This window comes from Streptomyces sp. NPDC102451, from assembly GCF_044765485.1.
Taxonomy (GTDB): domain Bacteria; phylum Actinomycetota; class Actinomycetes; order Streptomycetales; family Streptomycetaceae; genus Streptomyces.
Genome location: NZ_JBIWKD010000003.1, coordinates 56,578 through 79,936 on the forward strand (window position 1 = coordinate 56,578; position 23,359 = coordinate 79,936).

General features: G+C 71.0%; 20 protein-coding genes. 7 read left to right on the forward strand and 13 right to left on the reverse strand.

What is annotated here, in order from left to right:
* Window positions 1–34: 34 nt before the first annotated feature.
* The 3 genes from ACIRD8_RS07210 to ACIRD8_RS07220 all read right to left on the reverse strand — a co-directional run bounded on the left by ACIRD8_RS07210 (window position 35) and on the right by ACIRD8_RS07220 (window position 3,132).
* Window positions 35–1,390, reverse strand: coding sequence for a polysialyltransferase family glycosyltransferase (locus tag ACIRD8_RS07210; protein WP_403987449.1), 1,356 nt, complete (start codon window positions 1,388–1,390; stop codon window positions 35–37).
* A gap of 3 nt (window positions 1,391–1,393) precedes the next feature.
* Complete coding sequence (locus tag ACIRD8_RS07215) at window positions 1,394–2,359, reverse strand: glycosyltransferase family 2 protein (RefSeq protein WP_403987452.1); 966 nt, start codon at window positions 2,357–2,359, stop codon at window positions 1,394–1,396.
* A gap of 128 nt (window positions 2,360–2,487) precedes the next feature.
* Entirely contained in the window at window positions 2,488–3,132 is a 645-nt protein-coding gene (locus tag ACIRD8_RS07220; protein ID WP_403987455.1) for a TetR/AcrR family transcriptional regulator C-terminal domain-containing protein, read from the reverse strand.
* Between the two features lie 38 nt (window positions 3,133–3,170).
* Here ACIRD8_RS07220 and ACIRD8_RS07225 point away from each other — a divergent pair, with 38 nt between their 5' ends.
* On the forward strand, window positions 3,171–4,589 hold the full coding sequence (locus tag ACIRD8_RS07225) for an FAD-dependent monooxygenase (protein WP_403987458.1): 1,419 nt from the start codon (window positions 3,171–3,173) through the stop codon (window positions 4,587–4,589).
* Here ACIRD8_RS07225 and leuE read toward each other — a convergent pair.
* The 3 genes from leuE to ACIRD8_RS07240 form a co-directional block, all read right to left on the reverse strand.
* The gene (gene leuE / locus ACIRD8_RS07230) at window positions 4,582–5,235 is read right to left on the reverse strand and encodes a leucine efflux protein LeuE (RefSeq protein ID WP_403987461.1); all 654 of its coding nucleotides are present in this window, start codon (window positions 5,233–5,235) and stop codon (window positions 4,582–4,584) included. The genes ACIRD8_RS07225 and leuE overlap by 8 nt on opposite strands.
* A 58-nt stretch (window positions 5,236–5,293) precedes the next feature.
* On the reverse strand, window positions 5,294–5,899 hold the full coding sequence (locus tag ACIRD8_RS07235; protein ID WP_403987463.1) for a Uma2 family endonuclease: 606 nt from the start codon (window positions 5,897–5,899) through the stop codon (window positions 5,294–5,296).
* Window positions 5,900–5,982: 83 nt separating this feature from the next.
* Window positions 5,983–7,572: a methylmalonyl-CoA mutase gene (locus tag ACIRD8_RS07240; protein ID WP_403987466.1), complete on the reverse strand. Its 1,590-nt coding sequence runs from the start codon at window positions 7,570–7,572 to the stop codon at window positions 5,983–5,985.
* A 187-nt stretch (window positions 7,573–7,759) separates the two neighbouring features.
* Here ACIRD8_RS07240 and ACIRD8_RS07245 point away from each other — a divergent pair, with 187 nt between their 5' ends.
* Complete coding sequence (locus ACIRD8_RS07245) at window positions 7,760–8,656, forward strand: L,D-transpeptidase family protein (RefSeq protein WP_403987469.1); 897 nt, start codon at window positions 7,760–7,762, stop codon at window positions 8,654–8,656.
* 177 nt (window positions 8,657–8,833) lie between these two features.
* Here ACIRD8_RS07245 and ACIRD8_RS07250 read toward each other — a convergent pair whose 3' ends face one another.
* The 7 genes from ACIRD8_RS07250 to ACIRD8_RS07280 form a co-directional block, all read right to left on the reverse strand.
* The gene (locus ACIRD8_RS07250) at window positions 8,834–9,904 is read right to left on the reverse strand and encodes a hypothetical protein (protein ID WP_403987472.1); all 1,071 of its coding nucleotides are present in this window, start codon (window positions 9,902–9,904) and stop codon (window positions 8,834–8,836) included.
* The gene (locus ACIRD8_RS07255) at window positions 9,904–10,587 is read right to left on the reverse strand and encodes an RNA polymerase sigma factor (protein WP_403987474.1); all 684 of its coding nucleotides are present in this window, start codon (window positions 10,585–10,587) and stop codon (window positions 9,904–9,906) included. The genes ACIRD8_RS07250 and ACIRD8_RS07255 overlap by 1 nt, the downstream gene beginning before the upstream one ends.
* Before the next feature lie 373 nt (window positions 10,588–10,960).
* On the reverse strand, window positions 10,961–14,728 hold the full coding sequence (locus tag ACIRD8_RS07260; RefSeq protein ID WP_403987477.1) for a S8 family peptidase: 3,768 nt from the start codon (window positions 14,726–14,728) through the stop codon (window positions 10,961–10,963).
* Between the two features lie 241 nt (window positions 14,729–14,969).
* Window positions 14,970–15,581: a hypothetical protein gene (locus tag ACIRD8_RS07265; protein WP_403987480.1), complete on the reverse strand. Its 612-nt coding sequence runs from the start codon at window positions 15,579–15,581 to the stop codon at window positions 14,970–14,972.
* A gap of 125 nt (window positions 15,582–15,706) precedes the next feature.
* A complete protein-coding gene (locus ACIRD8_RS07270) occupies window positions 15,707–16,213 on the reverse strand; it encodes a hypothetical protein (RefSeq protein ID WP_403987483.1) in 507 nt (168 codons plus the stop codon).
* 74 nt (window positions 16,214–16,287) lie between these two features.
* Window positions 16,288–17,109, reverse strand: a complete 822-nt coding sequence (locus ACIRD8_RS07275) for a DUF4328 domain-containing protein (RefSeq protein WP_403987486.1) — start codon at window positions 17,107–17,109, stop codon at window positions 16,288–16,290.
* A 97-nt stretch (window positions 17,110–17,206) separates the two neighbouring features.
* Window positions 17,207–18,793 carry a glycoside hydrolase family 20 protein gene (locus ACIRD8_RS07280; protein WP_403987488.1) on the reverse strand — a complete coding sequence of 529 codons (1,587 nt, stop codon included), beginning with the start codon at window positions 18,791–18,793 and terminating at the stop codon, window positions 17,207–17,209.
* 382 nt (window positions 18,794–19,175) lie between these two features.
* Between ACIRD8_RS07280 and ACIRD8_RS07285 the strand changes: the two genes are divergently transcribed.
* The 5 genes from ACIRD8_RS07285 to ACIRD8_RS07305 all read left to right on the forward strand — a co-directional run bounded on the left by ACIRD8_RS07285 (window position 19,176) and on the right by ACIRD8_RS07305 (window position 23,320).
* On the forward strand, window positions 19,176–19,736 hold the full coding sequence (locus ACIRD8_RS07285; protein WP_403988675.1) for a 2-oxo-4-hydroxy-4-carboxy-5-ureidoimidazoline decarboxylase: 561 nt from the start codon (window positions 19,176–19,178) through the stop codon (window positions 19,734–19,736).
* Window positions 19,737–19,902: 166 nt separating this feature from the next.
* Entirely contained in the window at window positions 19,903–20,283 is a 381-nt protein-coding gene (gene sdhC, locus ACIRD8_RS07290) for a succinate dehydrogenase, cytochrome b556 subunit (RefSeq protein WP_104788456.1), read from the forward strand.
* Between the two features lie 5 nt (window positions 20,284–20,288).
* On the forward strand, window positions 20,289–20,768 hold the full coding sequence (locus ACIRD8_RS07295; protein WP_403987490.1) for a succinate dehydrogenase hydrophobic membrane anchor subunit: 480 nt from the start codon (window positions 20,289–20,291) through the stop codon (window positions 20,766–20,768).
* Between the two features lie 30 nt (window positions 20,769–20,798).
* Entirely contained in the window at window positions 20,799–22,553 is a 1,755-nt protein-coding gene (gene sdhA / locus ACIRD8_RS07300; RefSeq protein WP_403987493.1) for a succinate dehydrogenase flavoprotein subunit, read from the forward strand.
* Window positions 22,553–23,320 (forward strand): succinate dehydrogenase iron-sulfur subunit, encoded by a 768-nt coding sequence (locus ACIRD8_RS07305; protein WP_382994016.1) that lies wholly within the window; start codon window positions 22,553–22,555, stop codon window positions 23,318–23,320. Before sdhA ends, ACIRD8_RS07305 begins: the two co-directional genes overlap by 1 nt.
* Window positions 23,321–23,359: the final 39 nt, after the last annotated feature.

The window sequence follows — 23,359 nt, forward strand, 5'->3', positions numbered from 1 at the left end:
AGTGGCCGGCCCGGGTGCTGCCCCGGTCCCGGGGTCAGAGGCCCAGGCTGCTGCGGGTGCGACGTACGGTGCGGCGCAGCCGGATCGCCGCTCCTCGCGGGCCGCCGCCGGGCAGGGTGAGCTTCTGCAGGCGGCGCCGTTTGAAGTAGTGCTGGGTGGTGCTGTCGAGGTGGTCCCGCAGCCAGGCCTCCGCCTCGGCGCGCAGGGTGGGGTGGAGCCCGGACTGCATGCAGTAGCCGACCGTCCGGACCAGCGGCGCGAGGGTCTCCGGTGCGGTGGAGGGGAGTCCGGGCACGGGTTCGCCGTCCTGCCCGTCGTGCTCGTCCAGGTCGGGCACGAGGTGGTCGACGATCGTCAGCGGGACGCGGTTGCTGTTCTCGTACGGGGTGATGCGGTCCAGGACGAGGCGGGTGCCGACCCTGGCCACCGGGATGCCGTAGTACGCGGCGGCGGTGAACATCGCGGTCGAGAAGCAGCCGACGACGAGCGTGGGCGCGCACCGCTCGTAGAGAGTCTCGGCGAGCAGCGGGCCGTCCAGCGTGGTCAGCCGTACGCCCAGTTCGGTGGCCGCGTCGTCCAGGGCCCTGGAGTAGCGGGCCGGTGCGGTGGGGTGGGGCTTGAAGAGGACGGAGGTGTGGCCGGCCCGCGCCGCGCCGCGCAGCATGCGCAGGTGCAGGTCCTCCTCCTCCTCGGCCGTGAGGATGTTCAGCGCCGCGAGGTACTGGCCCAGGAGCACGGCCGTCGGCGCCTCGGCCTCGGCCGCAGCGAGCCCGCGGTCGCCGTCCGCCGCCCCGGCGATCTCGCCGAGCACCTTGCGGAAGGCGTCGTCCGGGACGAGTTCGGGCTCGACGCCCGATTCGGCGAGGAGCAGCGGGCGCAGTCCCGGTACGAGGTCCAGGTGGAGCACCCGCTGGATACGGCAGGCGAGGGACCGCGGCACCTTGTTGCGGGTCGGGCCGTAGCTCATCAGGCCGTCCGCGTAGACGTGCACGGCGCTCTCGGAGAAGATCGCGGCCAGTGCGCGGGCCGGGTTGACCTGGATGGACTCGACGGCGAGGTCCACGGGGCCTTCCGGGTCGATGCCCCAGGCGAGCCGGAAGGCCCGCTGCCAGAGCTCGGTCTCCTCGGCGCGCGGGCCCCAGCCGCTCGGATGGTGCGGGCTGATGGCGTCGTTCCAGTCGACGACGGAGTCGAAGCGGGCGGCGATGTCGCCGTAGCCGCGCATCTCCTCCAGCCGGAGTGCGGTCTCGGGGATCGCCGCGTTGTTGGAGACGAGCAGGACGCGGTGGCTGTCCTGCCCGGGTCCGAACCGGCCGGCGTCCAGCGCCGCCGCGAGCGTGGCCGCCCCGTACAGGGTCGACACCTGGAAGATCTGGGTGCGCGTGGGCATGGGTCAGGCGGCCTTCTGCTTGTCACGCAGGCGGTTGAGCAGGGTGCTGCGCCTGGTGTCCATCATCGTCAAGGTGTGGTCGAGGACCTGCTGCGGCATGCGGTGCAGCGCGGCCGCCGACTCCTGGCGCAGGCGCCGGAACGTCGCGGGTTCGTAGGCGTCCGCCTTCTCGTTGTGGAAGGCGATCATCGCGCAGTAGGTGCGGACCGCCTTGGGGAGGAAGAGCTGCGCGTCCGGGTCCTCGCGGATCTCGTCGAGCAGCGTGTCGTAGGCGGGGAAGAAGTCCAGCTGGCGGGAGTCCTTGATCTGCGTCAGGGACGTGGTGACACCGCGCCGGTAGAAGACGCCGTACAGGTTCAGCGCCGCACAGGTGCGGGCCCGCAGGTGCAGCTGCCAGATCCACAGGCGGTCCTCGGCGGTGCGCAGCCGGGTGGTGAAGCGGTGGCCGCCGTCCTCGAAGAGCCGGCGGTGGTAGACGCCCGCCCAGACGAAGGGGTAGTCGACCATCGTCTCCCACTCGGGTGCCGCGATGCCTTCGCGCGGGTCCAGCACGGTGTCGCGGAGCCGGGCGGGCGCCCGGCGCACGACCCTGCTGGTCCCGGTGGCCTGGACGTGGTCGGTGCGGGCGAAGTCGCAGTCCAGCTCGGTGGCGGCGTGCAGCAGCCGGCCCAGGTGGCCGGGGGCGTACCAGTCGTCGCCGTCGAGGAAGGTGATGAAGTCCCCGCGGGCCGCGTCGATGCCGCTGTTGCGGGCCGCGGCGATGCCCACGTTCTTCTCGTGCCGGATGACCTCGGCCTGCGGGAGTCTGTCGGCCCAGCGGTCGACGACCGCCGGTGTGTCGTCCGTGGAGCAGTCGTCGACCAGCAGGAACTCGATGTCGGGGCCCGCGTTACGGGCAAGACTGCCCAGCGTCGTGCCGGCGTAGGCGCCGACATTGTGGAACGGAACGACAACGGACAGTTTCGGCACGCGGACCCTCGCCTTCGATCATGGTCCGCACACGCTAGTGACGCGGAGAGAGGGAAGGGTGTCGCCCGGCCCGACGAACGGTGAACTCTGGGCGTCGCCGGGGTGACCCGTGCCGGGCCCGGAAGGCCTCAGGTCACGCCGTAGCGCGCCTCGATGCCCGCGACGACGATCCACAGGCCGTCCTCGAAGCGTTCGTCGTAGTTGGTGAAGATCTCGGCGCCGGCCGCCGCCGCGAGCGGGTAGCGCTCCAGACGCCCGGCCCGCTCGTCGAGGTCGTAGCCCTCCCGGCGTTCGTCCGGCATGGGCTGGACGCCCTGCTCCTCGGTGACGAATCCCAGCGTGTACGCGTTGGCCGTGGTGCCGGCGCGGACGGCCTGCCGGAGCTCGAACCCCGCGTCGACCATCGTGCGGAGGTGGGTCTCCAGGCCGTCGGCGTAGTCGGTGCCGGTGAACCGGGCGCCGGTGTAGACCTTGGCGCCGTCGCGGTAGCGCAGCAGTGCGCGGCGCAGCACGCTCTGGTACGCGACCATCTGCTGCTGCCAGGTCTCAGGCGTGGGTCCGGGCAGCTCCTCCGCCAGCATCCGGCGGTACATCACCGTGGCCATCTCGTCGAGCAGCGCCTGCTTGTCCTTGAAGTGCCAGTAGAGCGCGGGCGCCTTCACGTCCAGCTCCCTGGCGATGGCGCGCAGGGTCAGCCCGTCGAGGCCCACCTCGTTCAGCAGTTCCAGCGCGGTGTCCGCGACGCGCGCCCGGTCGATCTTCGTCGTACCCACCTTGACAATTTAACAGCGTTAAGCACACACTCCCAATCATGGAACTTAACACTGTTAAGGAAACTCAGGTCCTGGTGGCCGGCGCGGGTCCCTGCGCTCTCGCCCTGGCCTGCGACCTGGCCCGTCGCGGAGTGCGCGCGCTCGTCGTCGAGCAGTCCCCCTCGCTCTTCCCCGGCTCGCGCGGCAAGGGGATCCAGCCGCGCACCCGGGAGGTGTTCGACGACCTCGGGGTGGGCGACGCGGTGCGCGAGCACGGCGGCACCGCTCCGGTGGGGATGACCTGGAAGGACGGCGAGCGCCAGGGCGCGTACGACATGTTCCGCCGCGCGGCGCCCACCGAGGCCGAGCCGTACGGGGAGCCCTGGATGATGCCGCAGTGGCGGACCCAGGAGATCCTGCTCGCCCGTCTGCGCGAGCTGGGCGGCGACGTCCTCTTCTCGACCGCCCTCACGGGCCTGTCGCAGGACGCGGACGGGGTCACCGCGCGGCTCACGACCGGCGAGGTGCGCGCCTCCTACCTGGTGGCGGCGGACGGCGGACGCTCCACGGTCCGGCGGGCGCTCGGGATCACGATGGAGGGCGAGACCGTCGACCCCTCACCCACGCTGGTGGCCGACGTACGACTCGCGGAGACGGCTCTCGGCCGGGACGACTGGCACATCTTCCTGGGCGAGGCGGGCCTGCTCACGCTGTGCCCGCTGCCCGGCACCCCGGACTTCCAGCTGGTCGCCCAGTTCAAGGACGGGGCGCCCGACACCACACCGGAGGGCGTACGGGCGCTCGTCGCCGCCCGCACCCACCTGAGGGCGGACGACGTCACCGAGGTGCGCTGGTCGTCCGACTTCCGGCCGCGCGCCGCGCTGGCCGACCGGTTCCGCGACGGCCGGGTCCTCCTCGCGGGCGACGCCGCGCACATCCACTCCCCGGCCGGCGGCCAGGGGCTGAACACGAGCGTCCAGGACGCCTACAACCTGGGCTGGAAGCTCGGCCAGGTGCTGCTGCACGGAGCGCCCGCCGCCCTGCTGGAGACGTATGAGCAGGAGCGTCGCCCGGTCGCCGCCGAGATGCTGGGCCTCTCGACCCGCATCCACCGGGGCGAACAGGAACGCGGCACCGCCGCGCAGCAGTTGGGGCTCGGCTACCGCGAAGGCCCGCTGGCATCCGGCCGGGCGGGCCTCCTGGAGGCCGGCGACCGCGCCCCGGACGGCCCCGCGGGCGAGGGCAGGCGGCTCTTCGACGTCTTCCGGGGGCCGCACTTCACCCTGCTCGCGGTCGGCACGGACGCCGCGCTGCCCACGCACGACGGCGCACTGCTGAAGACCTTCCGCACGGAGGAGAGCGAGGCCTACGGCAAGGGCCTGTTCCTGGTCCGGCCCGACGGCTACATCGGCTGGGCGGGCGAGGACACCACGGGGCTCGCGGAGTACGCGCGCCCCCTGGGCCTCGGCCTCAGCTGAGCGACAGCTTCGCCGCGAATCCGAGGAACAGCACACCCGCCGCCGAAGTGGCCCCCGCCGAGAGCCGCTTGCGGCGGCGGAAGGCGGTGGCCAGGCGGGTGCCGCCGAATATGAGCGTCGAGAGGTAGAGGAAGCTGCCGATCTGCAGCAGCGTGCCCAGCAGCAGGAAGGAGAGCGCCGGGTAGGCGTACCCGGGGTCGACGAACTGCACGAAGAAGGAGATCAGGAACAGGATGGCCTTCGGATTGAAGAGGCTGACCACGAGCGCGCGCCGGTAGGGGTGTTCCGACCCCGCCCCGGACGTCCCGCCCTCCTCCGACAGCTCGGCCACCCGCTGGTGCCGCTCACGCCACATCGACACGGCCGCCCGCATCATCCCGATCGCCAGCCAGGTCAGATAGCCCGCGCCCGCGTACTTGACGACGGCGAACAGCAGCGGCGTCGTCTGCAACAGCGACGCGGCGCCCAGCGCGGACAGCGTCATCAGGACCGTGTCCCCGGTCCACACCCCGGCAGCGGCCACATAACCGGTGCGCACCCCGCGCCGGGCGGCGACGGAGAGCACGTACAGCGAGTTCGGACCCGGAAGCAGAATGATCAGCACCAGGCCGGCGAGATAGGTCGGGAGATCGGTGACACCTAGCATGAACGGAGTGTCGCACGCGGGTACGACACTCCGTCCAGGTGGTCCGCGATCCGGCGGATCAGTCCTCGTCGCCGTCCAGCAGCCGGTCCACGGAGAGCTCCATCTCCACCCCGACCACGTCCGGCACGGTGAAGGTCATCCCCCGCTTGTGCGGCGTCCGGTTCCGGTACTCGCCGCCGCGCGGATCGGTGCAGACGAGCACCTGGTCGTGCTTGCGGTCGGCCACGACGTAGACCGGGATGCCCGCCTGGGCGTAACCCTCGACCTTGGGGCCGAGATCGTCCGCCCAGTTGGTGGAGGTGACTTCCAGGACCATGCGGAAGACGTGCGGGGCGTAGCAGTTCTTCATGACATGCGCGTCGCGGATGTCGGCCTCCACGACCGACAGATCGGGGATCACGTAGTCGTCCGGACCGGTGGGCAGCCAGATCCCGACCGCCTGGACCAGTCTCAGCCCGACCCCGCGCGCTCTCGCACCGAACTCCTCGCTGAGCCAGGACAGCGCCAGCGCATGAGATACGTCGGCCGGTGGTGTCACAGTGAGCCTCCCCTGGAGAATCTCCACGCGATGCCCAGGCAGCGAGCGCGCGGCCTGCTCGGCCGCCTCGCCGATCGTCAGCTCCGACTGCATCGTCACCAGCTCCTCGTGCTGTATCACAGCCACGGCATCCTCCTTTCGGAGACCACTGTTCATGAGCCTATCCACGGGCGCCGGTGATCGACGGGAGATCACCCGCGCGGGTGGCCTCAGAACGCGTCCGTCGGGACGTACGCGCCCCAGACCTCCCGCAGCGCGTCGCAGACCTCGCCCACCGTCGCCCGCGCCCGGAGCGCGTCCTTCATCGGGTAGAGCACGTTGGCCGTGCCCGCGTCGCTCTCCGCCGCCTTCTTCAGCTCCGCCAGGGCCGCATCCACCGCTCCCTGGTCGCGTTCGGCGCGGAGCTTCGCCAGGCGGGCGGCCTGCTGGGCCTCGATCGCCGGGTCGACGCGGAGGGGCTCGTACGGCTCCTCCTCGTCGAGGCGGAAGCGGTTGACGCCGACGACAACACGCTCGCCGCTGTCCGTCTCCTGCGCGATGCGGTACGCGCTGCGCTCGATCTCGCCCTTCTGGAAGCCGCGTTCGATGGCGTCGACCGCGCCGCCCATGTCCTCGACCTTGCGCATCAGCTCCAGGGCCGCGCCCTCGACGTCGTCGGTCATCCTCTCGACGACGTAACTGCCCGCGAAGGGGTCGACGGTGGCCGTCACGTCCGTCTCGTACGCCAGGACCTGCTGGGTGCGGAGCGCGAGGCGGGCCGACTTGTCCGTCGGCAGGGCGATGGCCTCGTCGAAGGAGTTGGTGTGCAGCGACTGCGTGCCGCCCAGCACCGCGCCCAGGCCCTGCACGGCGACCCGGACCAGATTGACCTCGGGCTGCTGGGCGGTGAGCTGCACCCCGGCGGTCTGGGTGTGGAAGCGCAGCATCAGGGACTTGGGGTTCTTCGCACCGAACTCCTCCCGCATCACCTTCGCCCAGATCCGGCGCGCGGCCCGGAACTTGGCGACCTCCTCCAGGATCGTCGTACGGGCGACGAAGAAGAAGGAGAGCCGGGGCGCGAAGTCGTCCACGTCCATGCCGGCCGCCACGGCGGTACGGACGTACTCGATGCCGTCCGCGAGGGTGAACGCGATCTCCTGCGCGGGCGAGGCACCCGCCTCCGCCATGTGGTAGCCGGAGATGGAGATGGTGTTCCACCTGGGGATCTCGGCCCGGCAGTACTTGAAGATGTCGGCGATCAGCCGCAGCGAGGGCTTCGGCGGGAAGATGTACGTGCCCCGGGCGATGTACTCCTTGAGCACGTCGTTCTGGATGGTGCCCGTCAGCCGGTCCGCCGGGACGCCCTGCTCCTCGGCGACCAGTTGGTAGAGCAGCAGGAGGAGCGCGGCGGGGGCGTTGATGGTCATCGAGGTGGAGACCTCGCCCAGCGGGATCCCGTCGAACAGGACGCGCATGTCGTCGATCGAGTCGATCGCGACGCCGACCTTGCCGACCTCACCGGAGGCGATCGGCGCGTCCGAGTCGTGCCCCATCTGGGTCGGCAGGTCGAAGGCGACGGAGAGGCCGGCCGTGCCGTTGGCGATCAGCTGCTTGTAGCGGGCGTTCGACTCGGTGGCGGTGCCGAATCCCGCGTACTGCCGCATCGTCCACGGGCGGCCCGTGTACATCGAGGGGTAGACACCCCGCGTGAAGGGGAAGGCGCCCGGCTCGCCCAGCTTCTCCTCGGCCCGCCAGCCGTCGAGATCGTCCGGCCCGTAGACCGGCTCGATGGGCAGTCCCGACTCGGACTCACGCGTCATCTGCTGTGCCTCCCGTTCAAGCCACTTCGTTCGACCATCATGCGCACGATTCGGCAACCGGGCAGGACGGGAATCCGTCTCATGAGATATCCGCGCCGCGCGGGACGGGCCGCGTGACGGTCGCACGACGGGTCACGTGACGGGTCACGCGCGACCGGGCGGCGACGGACGAGCCAGGGGGCCGAGGATGAGACGCACACGGACGAACAGATACGCGCGGGGCGTGCGCACGGCGGCCGCGGCAGCCGTCGGTGTACTCGCGCTGGCCACACTGACGGCGGGCTGCAAGGTCGAGAAGGTGGGCGCCGCGGAGAACACCGCTCCCCCGGCGACGGCGAGCTCGCACCCCGCGTCCTCACCCCCCGCCGACGACGCCAAACCGGGCGGCGGCACCGCGAGCCCCTCGGCCACTCCCTCACGGACCCCGAGCGTGCGGCCCTCGCCGGAGCCCCGCACCCTGATGTCCGTCGGCGACCGGAGCAAGCGCGTACGGGAGCTCCAGGCCCGGCTGCGCCAGATCGGCCACTTCGACCGCAGCCCCACCGGGTACTACGGCACCACGACCGTCGCGTCCGTGCAGTCCTTCCAGGGCAAGCGCGGCCTGGCCCGCACGGGGCGCACCGACACGGTGACCTGGGAACGGCTGCTCGCGATGACGCGGAAGCCGACGGCGAAGGAGCTCGACCCCCCGGCCGCCACGCCGGCAGCCGCGAAGCCCGACGCCCGTTGCCTCACGGGCCGGGTCCTGTGCATCAGCAAGAACAGCCGCACACTGTCCTGGATGATCGACGGCCGGGTCGTCTCGTCGATGGACGTGCGGTTCGGCTCGCAGTACACACCGACCCGCGAGGGCACCTTCTCGGTGTACTGGAAGTCCCGCCACCACGTGTCGACGCTCTACGACTCCCCCATGCCGTACGCCATGTTCTTCAGCGGCGGCCAGGCGGTGCACTACTCGTCCGACTTCGCGGCACGCGGCTACAGCGGCGCCTCGCACGGCTGTGTGAACGTACGGGACGAGGGGAAGATCGCGTCGCTCTTCGACCAGGTGCGGAACGGCGACAAGGTCGTCATTTACTGGTAGAGCCTTCAACCGAATTGGGGGCGCGGGCGGGACCGGGGGAACGTGTCCCGCCCGCGCCGGATGCGCTGAGCCGAAGGTACGGGGGGAACCCCGGCTCGTTGCGCGGCCGATGACCAGTCGGCACTCACTACTGCGCCGGGCGGCCCAAGAACGTTACAGCTGGCACGTTCGCGCAGGTCAGCGCGTTACAGCAGAGAGCCCGGACGAGGAGCCCGCCGTCGGCGACGGGTCACCGTCGTCCTGTGAGGCGTTGTCCCGCGTGCTCTCCGCGGACGGGCTGCGGAAGGTGATCGAGGGGAGGGAGCCCGAACCGTCCCCGCCGTCGTTCCCGTCGTCGCCTCCGTCGCCCTGGGTGTCCTCGTCGCTCCCGCCGTCACGGCCGTCCGTGCCCAGGAGGCGGTCGCAGAAGCGGTCCAGGTTGCGTTCCCCGTCGGCCAGTTCGAGGAGCCGTGACTTCTCCTCCTGGCTCAGGGTGTCGTCGCGGTAGCCGCGGCACGCCTTGATCGACTTCTTGAGCACCTCGGCCCGGGACGCCGCTCCGCCGGGCACCTCGCGTCCGTCCGTCTCGTCCTGGGTGGAGCCGGTGCCACCGTCCGGGCCGGCGTCCTCGCGGCCCTTGGAGCCGCCGCCGTCCGGCCCGGTCGGCCCCTCGTCCCCGGCCGTCCCGCCGTCCGGCACCTCCGGGGCCGCCGGGGAGCTGGGCGCGCCGGGCGAGGCGGAGGGCAGCGGCGAGGGGGGCTCACCGGCGTCGGGCAGCTCGGCACCCAGTTCCTCCGGCGTCGCCGCCGCCGAGACGGAGGCGGCCGGGGACGGCGAACCGCTGTTGCCGAACGGTGCCGGAAGCATGCCCGTACCCCCGGCGACCGCCACCCCGCCGAGCGCGCACCCGGCGAGCGAGACGGCGAGGCCGTAGCGCAGCGGACGGGTCCAGCGGGGGCGCCGGGGCGTGGCCGTGCGTGTCGCGCCGATGCGCACGGTGTGCAGGGCGTCCTGCTGCCGCGCCTGGCCGGCGGGGCTCGCGGCTCCGGCCCGCTTCCCGCCCCGGGCCGCCTCACGGAAGGCGGCCAGTACGGCGGCTTCACCGGGCAGTTCGTCACCGGAGGGGCTCGGGGCCCGCAGCGCGCCCAGCGCGGCCTCCAGCCGGCGGACCTCTGTCCTCGCGTGATCGTCGACGGACTCGACGGGTTCGCCACGGAGCAACATCTCCGCCGCGTCCGCGTCGAGCCACTCGTGCTGCTCGTCGGCCATCACATGTCCTTCTGCGTCCACGGACGCGAATGCGTCACACCGGCGGGCGCCACCGCGCCCTGACGGCCGGGGCGTTGTGCGGGCACGGCACCGAGCTCCGCGCCCGCCGCCGGAATCTCGTCCTCCGGGCCGGGGTCGGCCCCGACCAGCTCCGCCAGCCGCTTCAGTCCGCGGTGGGCGGCGGTGCGCACCGCACCCGGGCGCTTGCCCAGGGTCCGGGCCGCGCTCTTCGCGTCGAGACCGATCACCACACGGAGTACGACCGCCTCGGCCTGGTCCTGGGGCAGCTGGGCGATGAGGGACATGGTGCGCCCGGTGGCCAGTGACTCCAGCGCCTCGCCCGCCGTGTCGGACTCGGCGGGCTCTCCGGCAAGTTCGCTCTCGTCACCGCCGATCGCGGGGCGCCTGCCCCGCATCCGTATGTGGTCGAGCGAGCGGTTGCGCGCTATCCGGGCCGCCCAGCCGCGGAACCGGTCGGCGTCCCCGCTGAACCGGTCGAGGTCACGGGCTATCTGCAGCCAGGACTCCGACGCCACGTCCTCGGCGTCCGGTTCACCGACCAGTGTCCGTATGTAGCCCAGCAGCCGCGGGTGCACGGCGCGGTACACAGTCCGGAAGGCGTCCTCGTCCCCGTCCTGTGCCGCGAGCACCGCGGCGGTCAGCTCCGCGTCGTCCCCCAGCACTCCCTCAACCCGCCCTGCTGATCCGAATCGTAGCTGGTCACCACTACTGCGCCACGCTGCGCGACTCAGCACGCTACGTGGTCGGACGGTGCCCCGTCCATGACTTGTACAACCTGCAACTGTCTCCTGACACAGCGCGGTGTGACAGAAAACGCACCGTTGGCGCTGAGATGAGTACGGGGTCGCTCTGCGGCCCTGTGGAAGACGGCCGGGGCCTCTCCTGTGGGGGGTGGCGGCCCCGGTCGTCGTCCCCTTGTTCCTCGCTCCGGCCTGAGGCTGTGCCGGACGCCGCTCGCGCCGTCATGACAAAGGTCCGCCGGGCGGCCCACCCCCCACGGGTAGGACGCCCGGCGGACCGGTCGGATGATCGGCGTCAGCGCACGGCGTAGGCGTCGGTCACGGTCTGGACGACGGAGTTGCCGTTGGCGTCGGTGAGTTCCGTCCGCAGGGTCACCGGCCGGCCGGAGGCACCCGCGTGGTTCACGGTCGCGGTCCAGCGGCCGCCCTTCTGCGCGGTGGTGGCCTCGGTCCAGGTCTCACCGCCGTCGTACGAGAACGAGACCTCGGCCGCGGTCACCTTGCCGGGCGTGTAGCCGGCGTGGCCCGTGACGCTCAGCCCGATCTTCCCGCCGTCCTTCGCCGCCAGCGTCTTCATGCCGTCCGACGGGAGGTCGTAGCCCGGGAAGAGCAGCGGGATGCCCTGCGAGTAGGCGCTCTCGTCGCGGTGCGAGCGGAACTTCCAGGTGGTGGCGGTCCGGGTGGACCGCTTCCACACCTTGGCCGGGCTGCCCGACTTCATGGTCGTCATGGTCAGCTCGTACGCGGCGTCCTCGGCCGGCACGGTGAACACCCCGGACGTCGAGCTGGACGTACCGATCACCTCGCCGCCGCTGGTGAGCCGCATGTTGCCCGTGTCGCCGAAGGAGCCCTGGAGGCCGCTGTGCTCGGTGTCGCTCCAGAATCCCGGGGCGACGCCGATCAGATTGTCCTGGCGTTCGGCGGCAAGCTGCTCGGCGCCCGCGTCGTCGCGGGGCGCGGACGGGACGAGGAGGCCCCGGTACCACTCCGAGGTGCGCTTCGAACCGGCCTTGTAGGTGCGGTACTTGTCCATCATGAACTCGCCCCACGGGAAGCTGGAGGAGAGCGCCTGCTGCCAGCCGCTGTCACCCGCCGTGTAGTACTCGGTGCGCTTGCCCGGTGCGGCGACGCTGTCGAACCCGCCGACCCCGAAGCTCGCGCCGTACGGGCGGGAGAGGAACAGCGTGTCCACGAAGTCGGCCTGGACACCCATGGACTCATAGGTGGAGTCGACCGCGCCGAGCGACTTGTCCTTGACCTGGTATGTGCGGTCCGAGGTGACGTCGCCCGTCTCGGAGAAGGCCAGGTTGTAGACGAACGGGCTGACGGCGGTGGCCTTCCAGCTCAGCTTCACCGGCCCGGCGGCCAGCGCGTCGGACAGGGCCTTCGCCTCGTCGGCCTGGATGCCGAGCGCGGGCAGGGGCGACGAGCCGAACCCGATGGACGGCTGCCAGGGACCCGCGGAGGGGCGGTGCACGATGATCGCCACCGCTCCGGCGGCCTGCGCGTCACGCACCTGGGTGATGACGGAACCGCTGTCCGCGACGGCGACCAGGGCGATCCCGCCGGAGACTCCGGCGGCCTTCAGCTCCTCGGGGGTGCCGGCGCCGGCGTCGACGAGCGGGGCCCGGCCGGTGCCGTCGAGGTTGACGGAGCCGGTGGACGCGGGGACGGGGTGCAGGGTGGCGCCGCCGACGACCGCGAGCTTCTCGATCTGCGGGGCGTAGGCGCGCCAGAGGCTGTCGAACTCGAAGTCGCCGTCGGTGGCCTTGCCCCGGATGTCGGCGCGGAAGTCCTTGATCATGCTGCCGCCGGAGATGGACCCGGAGTGCACCCAGCGGTCGTCCCAGCTGCGGCCGAAGGCGAGGGTGGCGCCACGGGTCTCGCTGGCCCGGTCCTGGGTCCTCACCTTGATCCGGTGGGCCTTACGGGCGTCGAGCACCAGGGTGGTGTCCTTGGTGACGTCCAGCTGCGGCCTGGCGAGATACCCGACGGAGCCGGCGAGGCGCCCGGTGGCGTCCTCGGGGTCGGCCGTGGTGATGAAGCTGGAGACGAAGTAGGCGCCCGGGCGGACCTGGTACACCTGGTCCGTCGAACCGTCGTTGAAGCGGCGCTCGCCGGTGGCGGTGTCGGTGCCGATGACGTCCAGCGACGAGGAGCCCGCGGCGGGCTTGCCGTCGGCGTCGATCAGCTTGACGCGCAGGCTGACGGTCTCGGCGCCCACGTACAGCGAGAACGGGGTGGAGACCTTGACGCCGCCGGTGGCGGTGGCCAGGACGCGGCCGGTGACATCGCCGTACTGGCTCTTCTGCAGCTTCGCGGTCGGGTCGAGCTTCAGCGGGACCTCGACGGTCGCTCCGGCGGGCACGGTGACGTTCTTCGCCCCGAGTGCGGCGACCGGCGAACCGACGGCCGAACCGTCGTTCCCGGTGACGCTCCCCAGCTTCAGCGACAGCTTGACCGGCTCGGTGCCCGCGTTGGTGTACGGGATCCGCACGGTGGTGCGGTCGGTCTTGTCCTGCGGCCAGTTGTACGTGCCGCCCTGGACGGCGGGCGCGCCGGTGACGGTGGTGTCGATCGCGGCCTTGACGTCGAGCCGGCCGCCGCCGGTCTCGCGTACGTCGCCGGGGACATCGCTCTTCGCGGACGACACGAGGGCCGCCTTGACCTGCTGCGCGGTCCAGTCGGGGTGGCGCTCCTTGACGATGGCGGCGGCGCCCGCGACATGCGGGGTGGCCATCGACGTACCGGACATCGACCGGTACGCGTAGACGCCGCGGCCACCGGCCGCGGCGGCCGAGATGTCGACGCCGGGGGCGGCGATCTCAGGCTTGAGGGTGTGCGCGCCGATCGCGGGGCCGCGGCTGGAGAACTGTGCGGTGGAGTCGTCGCGGTCGACGGCTCCGACGGTGAGCACGCCGGGGGCGCAGCCCGGCGAGGAGACGGTGTTCAGGCTGGGGCCCGAGTTGCCGGCCGCGACGACGAACAGGGTGTCCTTGCTCTTGGCGAGCTCTTCGGCTGCCAGGCTCATCGGGTCGGTGCAGTCGGTGGGCGCCGAGCTGCCCAGGCTCATCGAGACGACGTCGGCCTTCTGGTCGACGGCCCACTGCATGCCCGCGATGATCCAGGAGGAGTCGCCGGAGCCCCGGTCGTTGAGCACCTTGCCGACGAGCAGGCCGGCGCCGGGGGCGACACCCTTCTTCTTGCCTCCGCTGGCGGCGCCGGTGCCGCCCACGGTGGAGAGGGTGTGCGTGCCGTGGCCCTGGCGGTCGTCGGTGGTGTCGGAGTCGGTGAAGTTCTTTGACGCGGTGATCCGGCCCTTGAGGTCCGGGTGTTCCGCGTCGGCACCGGTGTCCAGGACGGCGACCTCGGTGCCCTTGCCGTCGTAGCCGGCGGCCCAGGCGAGGTCGGCGCCGATCTGCTTGGTGGACCGGTCGAGGCTGGCCTCGACCTTGCGGTCCAGCCAGAGCTTCTTCAGCCCGGCGGTGGAGCGGGACCGGGTGCCGGTGACATCGGACCAGAATCCGGCGGCCTTCTCCTTGTCCGCCTTCAGCGCCACTCCGTCGATGACCGGGAGGGCGAGGCCGCGCACGGCACCGCGCGGGGTGGCGGGGGCGCTGCGGGCGGTGTCCTCGGAGTAGGTGGCGATCAGCGGTACGGAGTCCGCGTGCGCGTCGTCGTACCCCTGGCGGATCAGGCCGGTGACGTTGAAGAGCTCCTCGTCGACGATGCCGTCGGCGAGCGCCTTCGCGGCGGTCTCCGGGTAGACGTAGAGGTCGTCGCCCGAGCGACGGGTCTGCACGAGGGGGACGGTGCCGTCCTCGCGGGCCAGGGCGGTGGCCGACGCGGCGCCCGAACGGTCGGTGCCCACCAGCACCTTGTCACCGGTGACCAGTGTGACGGTGACCGGTTTGCTCCCCCCGGCGGCAGCGGCCGCGCTACCGGTCAGCGGTCTCTTCGCGGTCGTGTCGCCCTGTGGCGCTGCCACGGACGGCGCGATCACCGTGACGGCGAGGACCGCGGCGGTTGCCGCCCCCCATGCCGTACGCGATATCGGACGCATTGCTCTCCCCAGGTGAGACCGGAACGGGTGGCCCCGAAAGGCCGTATTCCGGAAACTGTTGGTGCTGCGGTGGCGCCACAGTGACAGAGCGACCGGCAGCACAGGGATGCTGCGCAACGGCGGATTTATGCCGTGGCCTTTTTCCGCCACGACCGGTCGTCGGTGCGGCACGGCACGGCAGGCAGCAGTGCGTCCGGGGATGCGAGGGCGGCTTCGCCGCCGTCCCCCGCCTCCCCTGACGTCACTTCAGGGACACATCACCGGGACGCGTCCGGCCACGGGCGCGGCGGGACCTCACCGCGCGCAGTACCCGCCGGCCCTCGGTCGACATGTCCAGGGCCCGGCGCAGGCCGGTCGGACCGCTCTCCGTCCCGGAGGTCCCGGAGGTCCCGGAGGTCCCGGTGAGGCTCTCCAGGATCTCGGCCTGGCGGCGGAGTTCTCCCATGACGAGCGGACCGCCGCCCGTGGCCCGGCCTGCCCGGAAGTCCTCGGACGTCCGCGTCCCGTCGTCCGCCGGGAAGTCCGACTCCCGGTGGATGTCCAGGGCGAGGAGCGAGCAGGCGTCCGCCCAGGCGCGCAGCGGCCCGGCGGCGAAATCCTCGGGTGCGGCGGCGAGCAGCGTACGGACCCGGTCCGCCGTGGCGTCCCTCGCCGCGGCACCCTCCAGCGCCGCGTGTACGGCGTCGAGCCGGGCGGCCCATTCCGCGCCGCTCTCGCAGCCCGCCCAGAGCGGACGCAGCGGCTCCGGGTCGCTCCCGTCCTCCGAAGGCGGAAGACAGCGGTCCAGGCAGGCGACGCCGCTCGCCGCCAGCCCTCGCTCGTCGGCACGAGCGATCAGCTCCAGCAGACTCATCGACGCCTCCCCCATCGGTTCACCGGTCCCCCGGTCCTCGGGGAGCACACCGCTTCCCGTTACCGCCTACAGCGCCAGATGGCTGAAAAGCGTCACTCTTGCGACACAGGAGACCACAGCGGGACTCAGTCGGACAGGCTCTCGATGCCCAGACGGTCCAGGAAAGCGAAGAAAAGCTCCTCAGCGGACCACTCGGGCCGCTCGATCCTCAGCAGTTCGAGCAGGGGCCCTTCGAGGACGCCGCGGCCGGATTCGGCCGCCCAACCGACGGCCCGCGCCGCGGCGTCCTCGGGTGGCAGGAAGAGGTCCTCGACCGTCGCGTCGTCCCGGCCGAGAAGCGCGGCCATCGGCGCCCTGCCGAGGCAGGCGTACCAGGAACCGCTGTACGGCGCCGCGGCCTCGACCGCCACGCAGGCGCCGTCCATGACGAACCCGAGGAGGACCGGGGCCCGCGCGGCCTCGGCGAGCGCGGTCATGCTGCCGAGCGAGGGCTCGGTGGGGTGGGACCAGACCTGCCAGCCGTCGGCCCGGTACTCCCGCAGTGTCAGCAGCCCGCGTGCTTCCCGTAAGGCGGGATGGCCGATGAGCGGCTCACCGCTGCGGCCCACCAGATAGCAACCCCAGAAACCCACGTCCTGCTCCCCCCGCGGTCCGGGCTGCCATTCTTCCCGCCCGGGACCACGGGGAAGCGCGAAAACGGGTCAACTCATACGGAAGCCGGGCCCGCCGGTCCGGGAGCGGGGAACGGCTTCATGACGAGCGCCGCACGCTCGCCCTGCATCCGCGTCAGCTTCCGTACGAAGACGATGGCCAGGGCCGCGGCGGCGATGTCGAGGGCGTCGGCGGCCATGATCAGGGTCACCGAGTCCGCGAGGCCGGGGGACAGCTCGGCCTGTTCGTAGTTCTTGGAAGCCACCCAGGCGAAGAGCGTCGAGACGATCCACAGCGTCCACCAGAGATTGAGCGGCGCCTTCGACACCGTGCGCCAGCTGCCGTCCGGGTGGGTCTGCGCGCTGGCCGTCCAGATGCCGGCGGCGATCCGGCGCGGCAGCCAGAGGTTGGCGACGGGGACGAACCACGCGCCGATCGCCCAGCCCGGCCGCATGGGCTGCAGACCCGCGTCGAACACCTCGGCGTTGAGCCGCACCCGGCGGAACCAGATGACGAAGACGACCGCGGTGGCCAGCAGCGCGAAGCCCTGGAGGGTGCCGGCCGCCCCGTAGAGGGACTCGGCACGGCCGGCCGACCCCGCGTCGTACACCGCCGTGTCGCCGATGCCCGCGTACTCACCGCGGAGCTTCAGCCCCGCGATCAGCGCCAGCACATCGGTCGCGATGACGGCGCCGAGCAGGGCGACGGCGGCCCTGGCGAGCCCGACGGGCGAGCGCAGCAGGTGGAACCCTTCCGCGGGCGGGGCCGGAGCCGCGGCCATCAGTCCGTCCGGTGGTGAGGGATACAGGGCCGCACAGCGGGCGCAGCGTCCCACGGTGGACTCGATCGGTCTCAGTCCGCACTTGGTGCACAGCATGAAGGGACCCCCCAGGGCTCAGTTCTCGGACAGATGTGCCGCGCGCCCCTCCCCGGGGCACGCGGCACGGAGAACCCGGAGCCTACGCGGGTACGGATCAGCTGGTCTCGTCGGCGAGCTTCTGGAACTGCGCCCAGGTCAGCTTCGGCTCCCGCGGGTCCCACACCTTCTGGGAGAGCGCGTTGAGCGGCATCCGGATCCCCTCGGCCACCTGCGCCTGCGTCTGCGCGTTGGGGAAGTCGCCCCAGACCGCGAACCGGGCGCCCAGGATCTGCTTCGAATAACGCTTGGCCACCGGCTCGGTCCCGCGCAGGACGAAGGGGGTCCACTGCTCGTAGATCCGCTCGCCCGTCGGGTACGTGAAGTCGTTGGGCTGACCGAGCACGTAGTAGAGGAACTCGTCGTTGAGGTTGACCACCTTGCGGCCCTCGGCGAGGTAGTCCTGGGGCGGCCGGGCGCCGATCTCCTTGCCCGTCCAGTACTCCACCTCGATGCCCTTGTCGCCGGTGACCGAGCCGCCGCTGAAGAAGCCGTCGTTCCACGCCTTGGGGATCTTCTTCACCCCGGTGATGACCGCGGCGCGGTCGTTCAGCCAGCCCTCCGTCAGGTCCTGGACGGTGGCGCCGGCGCCGTACTTCTTACGGGCGGCCGCGGCCAGCTGCGGGTAGGAGGCCGCCGGATCGCTCACGGTCAGCGCCTGGTACTCGTCCGCGCCGACGTGGAACCAGTTGCCGGGGAAGAGCTCCGCGTACTCCTTGAGCAGGTCGTCGACGATCTTCGCCGACTCGGCCTTCGAGATGTCGATGGCGCCCTCCCGCGCGACGCCCTGCGTGTTGCGCAGCTGCAGGTCGGGGTGGGCCTTCAGGACCGCGCCCAGGTGTCCGGGCGAATCGATCTCCGCGACGATCGTGATGTGGAGGCTCTGCGCGAGCTTCACGATCCGGCGGACCTCCGCCTTGGTGAGGTGCTCCTCGGAGACCACCTCGGGGTGCGTGTCCGACTCGATCCTGAAGGCCTGGTCGTCGGAGAAGTGGAGGCCGAGCTGGTTGAGCTTGAGGTCGGCCATCTGGCGCAGCCGGTCCTCGATCCAGTCCGCGGTGTAGTGCTTGCGGGCGATGTCGAGGTTGAGCCCGCGCTGCGGCCGGTCGGGCGTGTCGCGCACCACGCCCTCGGGCACGTTGTCGTCGGCGTTCAGCGACTGCTTGAGCGTGCGCGTCCCGTAGAAGACGCCCGCCTGGCCGGGACCGCTGATCGTGACCCGGTTGTCCTCGGTCTTCAGGGTGTACGACTCCGGGTCGCCCTTGCCCGATGCCGCGAGCGCCAGCTCGACGTCACCGGACCGGGCGGACTTCTCGCCCCGGTAGCCGATCTTCAGCTCCTCGGCGAGCAGCTTCGCCTCGTCGGCGAGCTCGGGGTCGGCCGCGACGACCGCACTGTCCTTGGCCGGCTTCCAGCCCGGCCCGCGCGCGGCGGTGTGCTCCCGGACCGCGGGCACGGTCCGCGGCGTCGTGGAGAGCGGGTAGCTCCGAGTGGGTGACGGTGAGGCCGATGTGCGGGACGAGGCCGACGCTCCGTTGCCCGCGCCGGGGCCGGAGTCCTCGGGCCAGACGACGACGGTGAGGGTGACTGCGGCTGCCACCGCGACGGCGGCGCCGGCCACCAGGGGTGCGCGTGAGGGCGACATCGGTCAGAAACCTCCGGATCGGGGGGAGAAACAGATTGAAGAAGGTCAAAGAAGATGAGAAAGCCGGGCATTTCCCCCACTGATTCGTCCATCAAACGTTCCGAAACTCTCCCGTCCGGGTGAATTTCTCGCATCCGTCGGCTGCACGTCGCCCGGCCTCGTTAGCGTGACAGCACACAGGAAACAGTCCTCACTCCCTCACCGCGCAACCTCGCCGCTCTCCGGCCCGTCTCCAGGGTCACAGATGTCATTCGTCCGAGGAGTCCCGCTGTCCAGGTCCAGCGAGTCCCACGCCGGCCTGCCGAAACCACCGCAGCAGGCCGGGTGGACGGCCGTTCCCGTCCAGAACCGGGGCACCGCCCCGGCCCTCCGGGAGGCCCCGGTGGAGGCCCCCGTTCCGGAACCAGTGTCGGTGAGCCCGCGCCCCGGTGCCCACTCGAGCGGGCTGGGCCGTTTCAACGCCTGGCCCCCGGAGTCGGCCGAAGCCGCCCTGCTGGAGTGCTGCGGCAGCAGCCGCTGGGCGATGCGGATGGCGGCCCACCGCCCCTACCCGGACCTGGACACCCTGCTCGCGGCCTCCGACGAGGCGGGGTACGACCTCGCGCCCGCCGACCTCTCCGAGGCGCTCGCCTCGGAGAGCGCCCCCTGCCTGCACCATGACGCGCCCCGGGCCGCCCATCTGGCGCTGCGCGCCGCGCACGCCGCGTACGAGAGCCGCTTCGGCCACGCCTTCGTGATCTGCCTGGACGGACTGCACCCCTCCCAGCACGTCGACCAGGTGCTGGCCGCCATCCGCACCCGGCTGGCGCACGAACCCGACGAGGAGCGCTCCCTGACCGCGGAGGAGATGCGACGACTCGCCCGGGGCCGCATCATCGAGCTGGTGGCGGAGGCGGGCCTGACGCCCGACCCGTTCCCCCCGGTGGCATATGACCCCCGGTAGCCCGTCCGTGCCTGTTTGCCTGCCGCTTTGATCACACCAGAGGCCCCGCCGCCATGGAACCGACAAAGCGTCGCTACGATGGCCAGGGCCGGTGGACCGTACCCGGCCGGGTCAGACCGACAGTCAAGCCGGCCGACCCCAATCCCCGCTCCCGGAGGGTTCTTCCGTGCCGGCTGGAACGCTGTACCGCGGCCGGGAAGGCATGTGGTCCTGGGTGGCTCATCGAGTCACCGGTGTCCTCATTTTCTTCTTCCTGTTCGTACACGTCCTGGACACCGCTCTCGTGCGTGTCTCCCCCGAGGCGTACGACGACGTCGTGGCCACCTACAAGACCCCGCTCGTCGCGCTGCTCGAGTACGGCCTGGTGGCCGCGATCCTCTTCCACGCGCTGAACGGCCTCCGCATCGTCGCCGTGGACTTCTGGTCCAAGGGCGCGCGCTATCAGAAGCAGATGCTCTGGACCGTCCTGGGTATCTGGATCGTGCTGATGGTCGGGGCCCTGTACCCCGTCCTCGGTCACGCCGTACGTGAAGTCTTCGGGAGCTGAGGCCGATGTCCACCGAGACACCTACTCCCGCGATCGGGGACGTCGAGGGCGCAAGCCTCTTCGACGTCGACAACCCGGCCCCGGTGATCGAGCCCCCGCGCAAGCGCACGGGCAAGACCCCCAAGGGCTCGCGCACGAACTTCGAGATGTACGCCTGGCTCTTCATGCGCCTGTCGGGCATCGTGCTGGTCGTCCTCGTCATCGGCCACCTGCTGATCCAGCTGGTGCTCGACGGCGGCGTGTCCAAGATCGGCTTCGCCTTCGTCGCGGGCCGCTGGGCCTCGCCGTTCTGGCAGATCTGGGACCTGGCGATGCTGTGGCTCGCCATGCTGCACGGCGCCAACGGCCTCCGTACGGTCATCAACGACTACGCCGAACGGGACAACACCCGCTTCTGGCTGAAGATGCTCCTGTACACCGCCACGGTGTTCACCGTCCTGCTGGGCACGCTGGTGATCTTCACCTTCGACCCGAACATCCGCTAGGCGCCGGGACAGAGGGACCAGAGGGAAACCATGCAGATCCACAAGTACGACACCGTCATCGTCGGCGCCGGCGGCGCCGGCATGCGCGCGGCCATCGAGTCGACCAAGCGCAGCCGCACCGCCGTGCTGACGAAGCTCTACCCCACCCGCTCCCACACGGGCGCCGCGCAGGGCGGCATGGCCGCCGCGCTGGCCAACGTGGAGGAGGACAACTGGGAGTGGCACACCTTCGACACGATCAAGGGCGGCGACTACCTGGTCGACCAGGACGCCGCCGAGATCCTCGCGAAGGAGGCCATCGACGCCGTCCTCGACCTGGAGAAGATGGGCCTGCCGTTCGGCCGTACGCCCGAGGGCAAGATCGACCAGCGCCGGTTCGGCGGTCACTCCCGCAACCACGGTGAGGCCCCGGTCCGCCGCGCCTGCTACTCGGGCGACCGCACCGGCCACATGATCCTCCAGACGCTTTACCAGAACTGCGTCAAGGAGGGCGTGGAATTCTTCAACGAGTTCTACGTCCTGGACCAGCTGGTCGTCGAGGAGGACGGCGTCAAGAAGTCCGCCGGCGTCGTCGCCTACGAGCTGGCCACCGGCGAGATCCACGTCTTCCAGGCGAAGTCGGTCATCTACGCCTCGGGCGGCACCGGCAAGTTCTTCAAGGTGACGTCGAACGCGCACACCCTGACCGGTGACGGCCAGGCCGCCTGCTACCGCCGGGGTCTGCCGCTGGAGGACATGGAGTTCTTCCAGTTCCACCCGACGGGCATCTGGCGCATGGGCATCCTGCTGACGGAGGGCGCCCGTGGTGAGGGCGGCATCCTCCGCAACAAGGACGGCGAGCGCTTCATGGAGAAGTACGCGCCGGTCATGAAGGACCTCGCGTCCCGTGACGTCGTGTCCCGCTCCATCTACACGGAGATCCGTGAGGGCCGCGGCTGCGGTCCCGAGGGCGACCACGTCTACCTCGACCTCACGCACCTCCCGCCGGAGCAGCTGGACGCGAAGCTCCCGGACATCACCGAGTTCGCGCGTACGTACCTCGGTATCGAGCCCTACACGGACCCGATCCCGATCCAGCCGACCGCGCACTACGCCATGGGCGGCATCCCGACCAACGTCGAGGGCGAGGTGCTGGCCGACAACACCACCGTCGTCCCGGGCCTGTACGCCGCCGGCGAGGTCGCCTGTGTCTCCGTGCACGGAGCCAACCGTCTGGGCACCAACTCGCTGCTCGACATCAACGTCTTCGGACGCCGCTCGGGCATCGCCGCCGCCGAGTACTCCGCGAAGAACGACTTCGTCGAACTCCCCGAGAACCCGGCGCAGCTGGTCGAGGACCAGGTCGAGCGGCTGCGCAACTCCACGGGCACCGAGCGGGTCCACGCGCTCCGCACGGAGCTGCAGGAGTGCATGGACGCCAACGTGATGGTGTTCCGCACCGAGCAGACCATCAAGACGGCGGTCGACAAGATCGCCGAGCTGCGGGCGCGCTACCTCAACGTGTCCATCCAGGACAAGGGCAAGCGGTTCAACACCGACCTGCTGGAGGCCATCGAGCTGGGCAACCTGCTCGACCTGGCCGAGGTCATGGCGACCTCCGCGCTGGCCCGCAAGGAGTCCCGCGGCGGTCACTACCGCGAGGACTACCCGAACCGCGACGACGTCAACTTCATGCGCCACACCATGGCGTACCGCGAGGTCGCGGACGACGGCACCGAGTCGATCCGGCTCGACTACAAGCCGGTCGTCACGACCCGCTACCAGCCGATGGAGCGTAAGTACTGATGGCTACCCCGACCCTGGACAAGACCGACAAGGCCGAGGCGGGCTTCGCCGACACCCCGTACATCACGGCCACGTTCCGGATCCGCCGCTTCAACCCCGAGGTCTCCGACGAGGTCCAGTGGCAGGACTTCCAGATCTCGATCGACCCGAAGGAGCGTGTGCTCGACGCCCTTCACAAGATCAAGTGGGAGCAGGACGGCACCCTGACGTTCCGTCGTTCCTGCGCGCACGGCATCTGCGGCTCCGACGCGATGCGGATCAACGGCAAGAACAGGCTCGCCTGCAAGACGCTGATCAAGGACATCAACCCGGAGAAGCCGATCACGGTCGAGGCCATCAAGGGCCTCACGGTCCTCAAGGACCTCGTGGTCGACATGGACCCGTTCTTCCAGGCCTACCGCGATGTCATGCCCTTCCTCGTCACCAAGGGGAACGAGCCGACCCGCGAGCGTCTGCAGTCCCCCGAGGACCGCGAGCGCTTCGACGACACCACCAAGTGCATCCTGTGCGCCGCGTGCACGTCCTCGTGCCCGGTGTTCTGGAACGACGGCCAGTACTTCGGTCCGGCGGCGATCGTCAACGCGCACCGCTTCATCTTCGACTCGCGCGACGAGGCCGGGGAGCAGCGCCTGGAGATCCTCAACGACCGTGACGGTGTGTGGCGTTGCCGCACGACGTTCAACTGCACGGACGCCTGCCCGCGTGGCATCGAGGTCACCAAGGCGATCCAGGAAGTGAAGCGCGCACTCATCACCCGCCGCTTCTGACCCACGCGTTGCATCCGGAGGCCCCGTTTCCCGCACCGA

Coding starts and splice junctions, on each gene's coding strand:
- ACIRD8_RS07260 (WP_403987477.1), bottom strand. CDS start 14,728: ATGCGTCCGATATCGCGTACGGCATGGGGGGCGGCAACCGCCGCGGTC.
- ACIRD8_RS07265 (WP_403987480.1), bottom strand. CDS start 15,581: ATGAGTCTGCTGGAGCTGATCGCTCGTGCCGACGAGCGAGGGCTGGCG.
- ACIRD8_RS07210 (WP_403987449.1), bottom strand. CDS start 1,390: ATGCCCACGCGCACCCAGATCTTCCAGGTGTCGACCCTGTACGGGGCG.
- sdhA (WP_403987493.1), top strand. CDS start 20,799: ATGCAGATCCACAAGTACGACACCGTCATCGTCGGCGCCGGCGGCGCC.
- ACIRD8_RS07245 (WP_403987469.1), top strand. CDS start 7,760: ATGAGACGCACACGGACGAACAGATACGCGCGGGGCGTGCGCACGGCG.
- ACIRD8_RS07275 (WP_403987486.1), bottom strand. CDS start 17,109: ATGCTGTGCACCAAGTGCGGACTGAGACCGATCGAGTCCACCGTGGGA.
- ACIRD8_RS07280 (WP_403987488.1), bottom strand. CDS start 18,793: ATGTCGCCCTCACGCGCACCCCTGGTGGCCGGCGCCGCCGTCGCGGTG.
- ACIRD8_RS07240 (WP_403987466.1), bottom strand. CDS start 7,572: ATGACGCGTGAGTCCGAGTCGGGACTGCCCATCGAGCCGGTCTACGGG.
- ACIRD8_RS07250 (WP_403987472.1), bottom strand. CDS start 9,904: ATGGCCGACGAGCAGCACGAGTGGCTCGACGCGGACGCGGCGGAGATG.
- ACIRD8_RS07225 (WP_403987458.1), top strand. CDS start 3,171: ATGGAACTTAACACTGTTAAGGAAACTCAGGTCCTGGTGGCCGGCGCG.
- ACIRD8_RS07295 (WP_403987490.1), top strand. CDS start 20,289: ATGTCCACCGAGACACCTACTCCCGCGATCGGGGACGTCGAGGGCGCA.
- leuE (WP_403987461.1), bottom strand. CDS start 5,235: ATGCTAGGTGTCACCGATCTCCCGACCTATCTCGCCGGCCTGGTGCTG.
- ACIRD8_RS07305 (WP_382994016.1), top strand. CDS start 22,553: ATGGCTACCCCGACCCTGGACAAGACCGACAAGGCCGAGGCGGGCTTC.